Genomic DNA, 8,337 nt, shown 5'->3' with positions numbered 1-8,337 from the left:
TGGCCGGGTGACCGTACGGCGAACCGGGTCGGTCCCGTGACCGTCCGTCAGCGCTGCACGGAAAGTGATCCAGAACCTGAACCTGGACCCAGTCTGGACAGGTGAGATCTGACCCGGGTGTCTTCGGTTCGGTCGTTTCAGTCGTTGTCGGTGGTGGTGGGGACGCGTCCGAGTGCGCGTCCTCGCATGCGGAATGAGTCGCCTTTGAGGGAGTGGACCTCGGCGTGATGGACGAGGCGGTCGATCATGGCGGCGGCGACGGTCTCGTCGCCGAAGACCTCTCCCCAGCGTCCGAAGGGTTTGTTGCTGGTGACGATCACGGACGCGCGTTCGTATCGGTTCGAGATGAGCTGGAAGAACAGGTTCGCGGCCTCGGCTTCGAAGGGGATGTAGCCGACCTCGTCCACCACGATCAGCGGGTAGCGGCTCAGCTTGGTGAGCTAGGTCGCAGGAAAGCCCCAGTGCCTTGTCAGCGCCGCTTCTGCGGCGTGATCCAAACCACAGAACACCCAACGGCGCCCGTGGGCACCGGCGTCTGACCTGCTCCATGTGGTGTCCAGGTTTCCCACTCCCTCTCCCCGCCGGATGTCGGGGACGGGAGTGGGCGTCGGCCCGTAGCGGTGAGGCAACACTTACTTGACCTCTGTCTACGCCTGAACTGCAGCACAGCGTCGGCCACCGCACCGGTCGCGCGGTGTCGGGGCACCAAGGCACGTCCGTGCGCGACGGGGGGATACTGCGGGTGTCGAGGAGTGTGCAAGCGTGCAGTGGTGAAGGAGACGCCGGTATGACGGGGAAAGCCGACAACTCGCCCGAGCAGCAGGGCTTGTCGCCGGAGCGCGGAGTGCTCGACGAGGCGTTGGACCCACAGCAGGTGCGGTCCTTGAACTCCGCCCTGCGCAGGCTCTCCCAGAACGACAGCGGGGGCACGGATCTGCGGGACGCGGCCAAGAGGATGCTCTCCGGGCGGCTCCCCTTGCGGGACGCGTTGGACGACCCGGCGATGGCGCGCGCCCTGGGCGGTGGTGGCATGGCCTCCCTACGTGGCCGGTGGGAGTCGCTCTCCGAAGAGGAGCGCCATCAGGTCCGGCACGGTGAGGCGCTGACGAGCGGCGGTTCCTCCTCGGGACCGTCGGAGCCGAAGCAGCCGGAGGGGCGGTTCTCGCAGTCCGGGAGGAGGAACCAGGGCCGGCACAGCGGCGGTTTCTCGCTGTACTGATCGGCACCGACGGGTGTGCCCACGGGCACCGGCTTCACGTCACGCGAAGAACACGATCAGCAGACTGACCACCAGGCCGACCACACCCACCATGGCCACCGTGATCGCACCGCGGAACAGCTTCCGGTCGGCCGCTCGACCGGAAGCGAAGCCGGTGAGGGCGCCGGACACACCGATGGCAAGGGCGATCAGCGTGCCGGACAGCCACGCGCAGCCGACCGCGATGGCGCCGGTCCATCCGTGGTCCATCTGGTACGAGGTGTCGCCGGTCCGGCGGGCAGCGAGGACGTCGCCGCCCTGGTAGAGAGCGTCACTCCTCAGTTCCGCGTTGAGATCCTGATGGGAGCCGTCGGCGGCGGTGAAGGTGCCGTAGCAATACCTGGTCTTGGTCTTCTTCCGTGTCTTGCTCGATGTGCCGCTGTACTTGTATTCGACCGTGCAGGTGTCGACCGTGAGCTTCCCCGGTGTGGACGTGGCGTAGGTATAGGGGCCGAGGTAAGCGCCGAGGGCCAAGAGGACGACGCCTACGAAGATCAGGCCCGCGCCGATCAGTCGGCCGACGCGCACATGATTCTGCTGCGCGGCGGTGTCCGGCGAGGCGCTTCCGCGTACTGATGTCATTGATCTGAATTCCTAGGATAGGGATACGGAGAAATGCCTTCTCACAGAATGAGAGCGCAGACGAGGGTAGCCAGGACGCCGAGGACGAAAACACCGCCGAGGGCCGGTCCGGTTACTTGTCGGGCGGGCAGGTGCTGCCAGGAGGCGGACAGCCCGGGGCCGCCGCGACCGCCGAATCCAGTGAGCAGACAGAAGACGCCGAAGACTAGCAAGGAGAAGCAGAAAGCGAGAATTGCTGCGTCGTCACCCGGGTCCCGTTCCTGCGGCTGCTCGAAGGTGTCGTCCACCTGGACGACGGGAATCTCCACGCCGGATGCGAAACGGGACGACGTATTCACCGTCACGTCCGGATAGGTGGTTCCACTGCCCTGTGCGGCCCAGGTTCCGGTGCAGGTGAACTTGAGTTCGGTAGTACGTCTGTGTGTGCCGTAACGAGTTTTTGTGTGCGTATCACATGAAGATACGGTGAGGGTCCCGTCTGTCCCCTCCCCGGCGAGCTCGCTGCGCAGTTCTGGAACGGTCACGGTGGCGACGACCGCTGCCACGAGAAGCAGCCCTGCGCCGAGGAGTCTGCCCATCCATAGGTTGCCTGTGCTGCTCAAACGCGGTTGTGCTGTCACTGCTGTCGGTCCCCCTGGTTGTTTGACGAACTCTTGACTGACGGGCTCGCTGGGTCGTGCGGGAGGAGTCTAAGGTGTCGAGGTGTGGTCTTCGGGCCGAGGTAAAGAAGGCGTGGGGGAATTCGATGGGGTTCGACACTTTCGACGTCGACACGGCCGTGCTCCGGCAGCAGGGGCAGAATTTCGTTCAACTCGGAGATGGCTTCTCCAAAGCCTCCAAGGGGCTACAGGACACCCTTGAAGGATTGGGGGAACCATGGGCGGACGCAGGCTTCGGGGAAATCTTCGGCCAGGTCTACACGCCGATTCGCGACGGCATCATCGCTTCGATGGAAGGCCTCGCGGAGCGACTTGGAACTATCGGCTACAACCTGCAGGACATGGCGCAGAACTATGATGGTTCAGATGCGTCGAACAGTGGCCTGCTGAACGGAATCTCCGGTCGACTCTGATACGCGTACGGGGCTATTGAATGTCGCTCACTCTGCCCGGCGAACTTGTCTGGGTACTCGACCTTCTCGGCTACTCCTGGCCCGAGGCTGACGAACAGGCGCTGCATGAGGTCGCCGAGACCTGGCGCAGTTTCGGCAAGGCACTCGACGACATAGGAGAACAGGGGGAGGGGTTCGCACGGACCGTCGTCGCCGCCAACGTCGGCACCGCCGTCGACGGATTCACCAAGGCCTGGGGCGCCTACACCGGCGCCAACGGCGAGGACAGGTACATTCCTGACGCCAAGGTGGCGTGCGAAGTGATCGCCCTCGCCTTCGACGCGTCCGCGATGGCGGTCCTCACGGCGAAACTGGCGGTGATCGCGCAACTCATCGCCCTGGCCGTCGAGATCTGCACGGCGCAGGCCGCGGCGCCGTTCACCTTCGGACTGTCCGAGGTCGGCGCGCTGGGAGCCACGCAGGCCACGCGTCTCATCGTGCGCGAGCTGCTCAACAGGCTGCGGCAGGAGGTCACAGAGGCGATTACCAAAGCCATGGAACACGCCACCATGGACGCGCTGAAGAAGATCGCCAAAGAGCAGATCAAACAGCAGGCCCAGCAGCTCGTCCAGGAGAAGGTGGTCGACGCGGCCAAGGACAAGGCGAAGGAAGCCGCGGTCGGCATGGCGCAGAACCTCGGCCAGCAGGGCATCGAGACGTACTTCGACGCCCGATCCGGTATCGACCTCGGGGAGACGGCGGACGTCGCCGGCACCGCGGCCGATGAGTACGTGAAGAGCCTCAAGAACGAGGTCACGGCGGGCGAGGGATCGACCCTCGCCGGCTATACGGACATCCCCGGACAGCTGGGCAGCGCCGTGGACGGTGCCACGGAGCAGGCCACCGGAGCGGTGGGGGACCGGGTGCAACAGGGCGTCGACGCGGTGACCGGGCGCTCCGCCGCCACCGAGGAAGGCTCCGCCGCGACCACGGATGCCGGCTCCGCGGACGGCACGCGGTCACCCGCCCGGGCACCGGCCTCGGCCTCCGCCTCCGCCTCCGCCTCGGCCTCCGCCTCGGCCTCGGCCTCGGCCTCGGCAGGCCGGGTTTCCTCGCAGCACGCGCACGCGAACAGCACGGACGACTGGGCGCGGAGCGAGTTCGGGTGACCTCGACTGTTCGATCGGGCGGCTGAGTGGATGACGCTATGGCAGCCACGTGAAAGGGTGTGTGTCCCCTGAACCGTTCGCGAGTTGCTACGGGGAAGCGTGCGTCGACACAGTGAGTCGCGCCCGTGTCGCGGCTCCGCGTGTTACCTCGTGACCGGCGCATCCGCCGTATTCGGAAAGGAATTTCACCGTGGGATTGATCGTCCTCGTGGTAGGCGCCGTCGGCGTCTGCGCCGTGGTTGCCGCCGTCGTCGTCTTCGCCGTGTCTCGCCGCCGTAACTCCGCCGTGAGCCTGGTCGGCCCTGGCGCCGGGTCGTATCACCAGGACGTGGGCTACCCGGCCCCACAGTCCGGGTATCCGGCCCCGCAGCCCGGCTACCCGGCCCCGCAGCCCGGCTACCCGGCCCCGCAGCCTCCGTACCCCGCCGCTCCGCCCCAGGACTACCAGCAGGCGTCAGGGCAGTTCCAGCAGCACCACAACCCCTACATGCACCAGCCCCCGCACCAGGGTCAGTAGGCCGGAAGCCGTCCGTCCACAGCCTTGATCCGGAAGGTGGGACTTCGGCTAGGGTGAACCCTCGAACTCACAAGTGAGTCATAGCAAGTGAGTCATAGCAACGGGGGTTGCCGCATGGTGGTGTGTCTGGGCTTGTCGTGCCCGGAGAGGCGTTCGGGACGGCCGGGCGGGGGTCGGGATGGCCTCTGACTTCAGCCGGCTCATGAAGCAGGACTTCTCCGATCTGGAGGCCGCGGCCAAGTCGTGGCGCGGGCTGTCGACCACCATGGACGGGCTGACCGACCGCCACCGCCGGCAGGTCACCGGGCCCCTGCACCAGTCCTGGAAGGGCGATGACGCCGACGCGGCCCTCTTCTACCTGGAGGATGTCGAGTCGCGGATCAGTGTGGTCGAGACGGAGGCCATGGCCGTCGCCTCCGTCCTCGAAACCACCGGGTTCTGGATGGAGCAGGCCCAGACGGACCTCCGTAACGCCGTGCGGCGGGCGGAGCAGGACCACTTCGAGGTGGACGACGACGGGTGGGTCAGCGATCCCACGACCAAGGAACTGCCGCGTCAGGACCCGGACGCACAGGCGGTCATCGCGGATCGCAGCGGACTGCTCGGCGAGCACCGGGCGGCCATCGACGAGGCGCTGACCGCCGCGCGGAAGGCCAGCGACGACGGTGCGAAGGCCCTTGGTGAGCTGAATGGCGACATCCTCACCGATCCGTTCAACCACGACGCGGCGGCGGAGTCCGGGCAGGACGCCAAGAACGCGATGAAGGCCATCGGCGTACAGCCCCCGCAGATACCGGACGACGATCCGCAGGCGGCGGCCCAGTGGTGGGACGCGCTCAGCCTGGAGGAACGGCAGACCTACACCACGCTCTACCCGAAGGAGATCGGCGCGACCGACGGTCTGCCGACGGACGTGCGCGACGACGCCAACCGCACGGCCGTCACCCAGGAGCTCAACGCTCTGCGGGAGGGCAGCTACGCCGAGCACTTCCCCGGGGAGAGCACGGAGACGGTCAACAAGCGTCTCAACAACCTCGCGTTGCTCAATGACCGGCTCGAAGAGTCCGACAGCGCGCCCAAGGGCAGGGAGCTGTACCTCCTCGGTTACGACTCCAAGGACGACGGCCGGGCCATCATCGCCATGGGCAACCCGGACACCGCGGCGCACACGGGCATCCTCGTGCCGGGCACGAACACGACCATGGAGAGCGTGCCCGGGCAGGTCGCCCGCATCGGCACCCTCCAGTCGGCGGCGGAGGCCAGGTCCGACGGGGAGAGCGTGGCGATGGTCACCTGGCTCGGCTATGACGCCCCCGAGGCGTCGGCGACCGACTTCAACAGTGTGGGCGGGACGGGGCGGGCCGAGGACGCGGCCCCGGACCTCCGTCAGTTCGTGGCCGGTACGCAGGCCGCCCACGACGGGTCGCCCAGCCACACCACCGTGCTCGGACACAGCTACGGGTCCACCGTGGTCGGCGCGGCCGCGGCGGGCGGCGTCGGCCTGGGCGCCGATGACGTCGTGGTGGTCGGGAGTCCCGGGATGACGGTGGACGAGGCGCAGGACCTCCAGATGGACCCGGAGCATGTGTGGATCGGCGGTGCCGAGGACGACCCCGTCATCAACCATCTGTCGGACTACACCCTCGGCCGTGACCCGATGCTCGGAGGCTTCGGTGGGAACAACTTCGCAGTCGACACCCACGGGCACAGCGGCTACTGGGATCAGGGCAGCGACTCGCTCGACAACCAGGGAAGGATCATCGCGGGGCAGGCACCCGAGGAGGTTCCCAAGGAGGGCAACGACCTCCCGCCGGAGGGCTACATCGTCCCCGGCCTCTAGCCACTCACTCGGCGCGGTGATCGCGGTCTGCGCGGTCCTGCTTTCGACTGGAGCCTGTGTGTCTCAGAGCGACGACAACGTGAACGCCCCGCTGCCCCGTTTGGCGAAGGACGCGGCAGTGAAGTGGGCCGAGGACTACACCGCGTACATGGCGCGGCTCACGGAAGTGGAGCTGACCCCGTCGACGGCCAAGGCGAACTTCGAGGAATGCGTCGGGAAGGACGACGAAGTCGCCGAGGACGGTCGGTACAGCCTCTTCTACTACGTGTACTCCGACTCCCCCGTCACGGAGCACTCGCGTGTGGTGCGCACACTCCGCCGGGAGCTGACCGGGCAGGGGTATGAGGTCACGTCGTACCGGGAGTTCCAGAGCGCCGGCAAGGCGGCGGTTTTCAGTGCCCGGGACAAGGAGAGCTCCTACCGGGTCATGGCCGACACGGTCGGTTCCGGGAAGACGAAGCCGCAACGGCTGTCGTTCTCGGTCCGCACCCCCTGTCTGCTTCCGCCCGGCGCGACCCAGCAGCAGTTCTGACCGATGAGTTGAGACCGACGAGTCCTGACCGACGAGACGCTTGAGAGGAACCGGACGTGGCTCAGACCACCGACGTCGACCCGGCCGAACTGCGTGCCTCCGCGGGGGCGTGCGACAGCATCGCCAGTGCCATGAAGAGCCCCGCCGACAAAGCGGTCAAGGAGGCCGGGACCGCGGGGACCTCGCTCACCGGCTGGTCGTTCGGGACCGCCCTGACGGAGATCGGCACCAGTTGGAAGCCGGCGCTCGACGGTCTGCATGCCCGTATCCAGGCGGGCGGCGACAACCTCCGCTCGTCCGCGGACGGCCACGAGTGGAACGACGAGCGGACCTCGCGGGACTTCGAGGGAACCGGTACGGACACCGCGGTCCGGGCCGCCCCCGGGACGATGCCCGCGGTACTGCGGCCGAACGGGGGCGCCGAGCACCCCCTCGGGCACCCCGTCGGACAGGATTCCGCAACAGCTCCGGACCCGCGCGCCTCGTACGGCACCAACATGCCGACGTACGACGAGACCATCGGGACCCGTCCCACGGCGGGTACGAACGACTTCGGATGACCGGGGTGCCCTCGCCCATGGCGGTGTCAGCGAGGCTCGGCTGCTCTCAGGCGCCACGCCCGCGGCTCCGGCCGATGAGATGGGCGATGCCCCAGGCGACGGCCGCGGCGAGTACGAGGCCGAGCGGGGAGAACCAGTCGACCCCGCCGCCGATCTCGTCGTTCCACCAGATCTTGGCGGGGAGGAACGGGTCCGCCTCCATCATGTCGCCGATGGCCGCGGGTGCCTGGCTCTCGGCGAGGATGAGCGGCAGTGAGTTGGTGAAGCCGAAGAAGGCGCCGAGCGCGGCGACCACGGCACCGCCGACGTGCGCGCCCGTGCTGCGGTGTCCCATCAGGCCGACCACGGCCCCGACGACCAGCGCGTTGACGGCCGCGTGGGCGAGGTAGAGGGTGTGGGCCGCCGTGGCCGACTGCTCCTTGTAGGTGGCCAGGATCAGGATGCTGTAGAGCAGCGAGACTACGACCGACACGCAGAGCGCGAGGAGGACAGCGCCTACAGGGTGTCCGCTCGGGCGGGGTCGCTGACCGTAGGGCGGTACCGGGTATGGCGGGTGCGGCGGGTGCGGTTGCGCCGCGTACATCGGTTGTGCCGGGTGGGTTGGCTGTGCGGGGTGGACCGGCTGCGCGGGCGGCTGTCCCGCACCGGCGGGCGGCGTTCCCGGGTACGCCGGTGGCTGTCCGAGGACGGCCGGTGCCACGTACCCGGGCCCCGGGTACGGTGCGGGCGGCGGCCCGAAGCCGGGCTGCTGTTGCTGTTGCGGCGGCGGTGCGGGCCAGGTCTGCGGGGCGTGCGGCGGCTGTGCCGGTGGCGGCGGAAAGGGCTGCG

At 68.0% G+C, this 8,337-nt stretch carries 11 protein-coding genes; 7 read left to right on the top strand and 4 right to left on the bottom strand.

Going from position 1 to position 8,337, the window contains the following annotated elements; all coding sequences use genetic code 11:
• Window positions 1-137: 137 nt before the first annotated feature.
• Window positions 138-431 carry an ATP-binding protein gene (locus ACTT8P_RS23190; protein ID WP_442833630.1) on the bottom strand — a complete coding sequence of 98 codons (294 nt, stop codon included), beginning with the start codon at window positions 429-431 and terminating at the stop codon, window positions 138-140.
• A 356-nt stretch (window positions 432-787) separates the two neighbouring features.
• Between ACTT8P_RS23190 and ACTT8P_RS23185 the strand changes: the two genes are divergently transcribed.
• Window positions 788-1,219 carry a hypothetical protein gene (locus ACTT8P_RS23185; protein ID WP_442833627.1) on the top strand — a complete coding sequence of 144 codons (432 nt, stop codon included), beginning with the start codon at window positions 788-790 and terminating at the stop codon, window positions 1,217-1,219.
• 39 nt (window positions 1,220-1,258) lie between these two features.
• Here ACTT8P_RS23185 and ACTT8P_RS23180 read toward each other — a convergent pair whose 3' ends face one another.
• Together ACTT8P_RS23180 and ACTT8P_RS23175 are read right to left on the bottom strand one after the other, a co-directional pair.
• On the bottom strand, window positions 1,259-1,840 hold the full coding sequence (locus ACTT8P_RS23180) for a hypothetical protein (protein ID WP_442833626.1): 582 nt from the start codon (window positions 1,838-1,840) through the stop codon (window positions 1,259-1,261).
• A 41-nt stretch (window positions 1,841-1,881) separates the two neighbouring features.
• A complete protein-coding gene (locus ACTT8P_RS23175) occupies window positions 1,882-2,385 on the bottom strand; it encodes a hypothetical protein (protein WP_442833625.1) in 504 nt (167 codons plus the stop codon).
• A 200-nt stretch (window positions 2,386-2,585) separates the two neighbouring features.
• Between ACTT8P_RS23175 and ACTT8P_RS23170 the strand changes: the two genes are divergently transcribed.
• The 6 genes from ACTT8P_RS23170 (at window position 2,586) to ACTT8P_RS23145 (ending at window position 7,509) form a co-directional block, all read left to right on the top strand.
• Window positions 2,586-2,912: a WXG100 family type VII secretion target gene (locus ACTT8P_RS23170; RefSeq protein ID WP_442833624.1), complete on the top strand. Its 327-nt coding sequence runs from the start codon at window positions 2,586-2,588 to the stop codon at window positions 2,910-2,912.
• 20 nt (window positions 2,913-2,932) lie between these two features.
• On the top strand, window positions 2,933-4,060 hold the full coding sequence (locus tag ACTT8P_RS23165) for a WXG100-like domain-containing protein (protein WP_442833623.1): 1,128 nt from the start codon (window positions 2,933-2,935) through the stop codon (window positions 4,058-4,060).
• A gap of 190 nt (window positions 4,061-4,250) precedes the next feature.
• The gene (locus ACTT8P_RS23160; RefSeq protein ID WP_442833622.1) at window positions 4,251-4,577 is read left to right on the top strand and encodes a hypothetical protein; all 327 of its coding nucleotides are present in this window, start codon (window positions 4,251-4,253) and stop codon (window positions 4,575-4,577) included.
• Between the two features lie 178 nt (window positions 4,578-4,755).
• The gene (locus tag ACTT8P_RS23155) at window positions 4,756-6,417 is read left to right on the top strand and encodes an alpha/beta hydrolase (protein ID WP_442833621.1); all 1,662 of its coding nucleotides are present in this window, start codon (window positions 4,756-4,758) and stop codon (window positions 6,415-6,417) included.
• 58 nt (window positions 6,418-6,475) lie between these two features.
• Window positions 6,476-6,949: a hypothetical protein gene (locus ACTT8P_RS23150; RefSeq protein WP_442833620.1), complete on the top strand. Its 474-nt coding sequence runs from the start codon at window positions 6,476-6,478 to the stop codon at window positions 6,947-6,949.
• 56 nt (window positions 6,950-7,005) lie between these two features.
• Entirely contained in the window at window positions 7,006-7,509 is a 504-nt protein-coding gene (locus tag ACTT8P_RS23145) for a hypothetical protein (protein WP_442833619.1), read from the top strand.
• Window positions 7,510-7,555: 46 nt separating this feature from the next.
• Here the strand turns inward: ACTT8P_RS23145 and ACTT8P_RS23140 are convergent, their stop codons facing one another.
• Window positions 7,556-7,981 carry a hypothetical protein gene (locus tag ACTT8P_RS23140; RefSeq protein WP_442833618.1) on the bottom strand — a complete coding sequence of 142 codons (426 nt, stop codon included), beginning with the start codon at window positions 7,979-7,981 and terminating at the stop codon, window positions 7,556-7,558.
• Between the last annotated feature and the right edge of the window lie 356 nt (window positions 7,982-8,337).

Origin of the sequence: Streptomyces sp. JW3 (assembly GCF_052216785.1) — a bacterium.
In the GTDB taxonomy this organism is placed as follows: Bacteria; Actinomycetota; Actinomycetes; order Streptomycetales; family Streptomycetaceae; genus Streptomyces.
The sequence above is the reverse complement of the archived record's forward strand: the minus strand, read 5'-3'. Positions and strand labels throughout refer to the sequence as shown.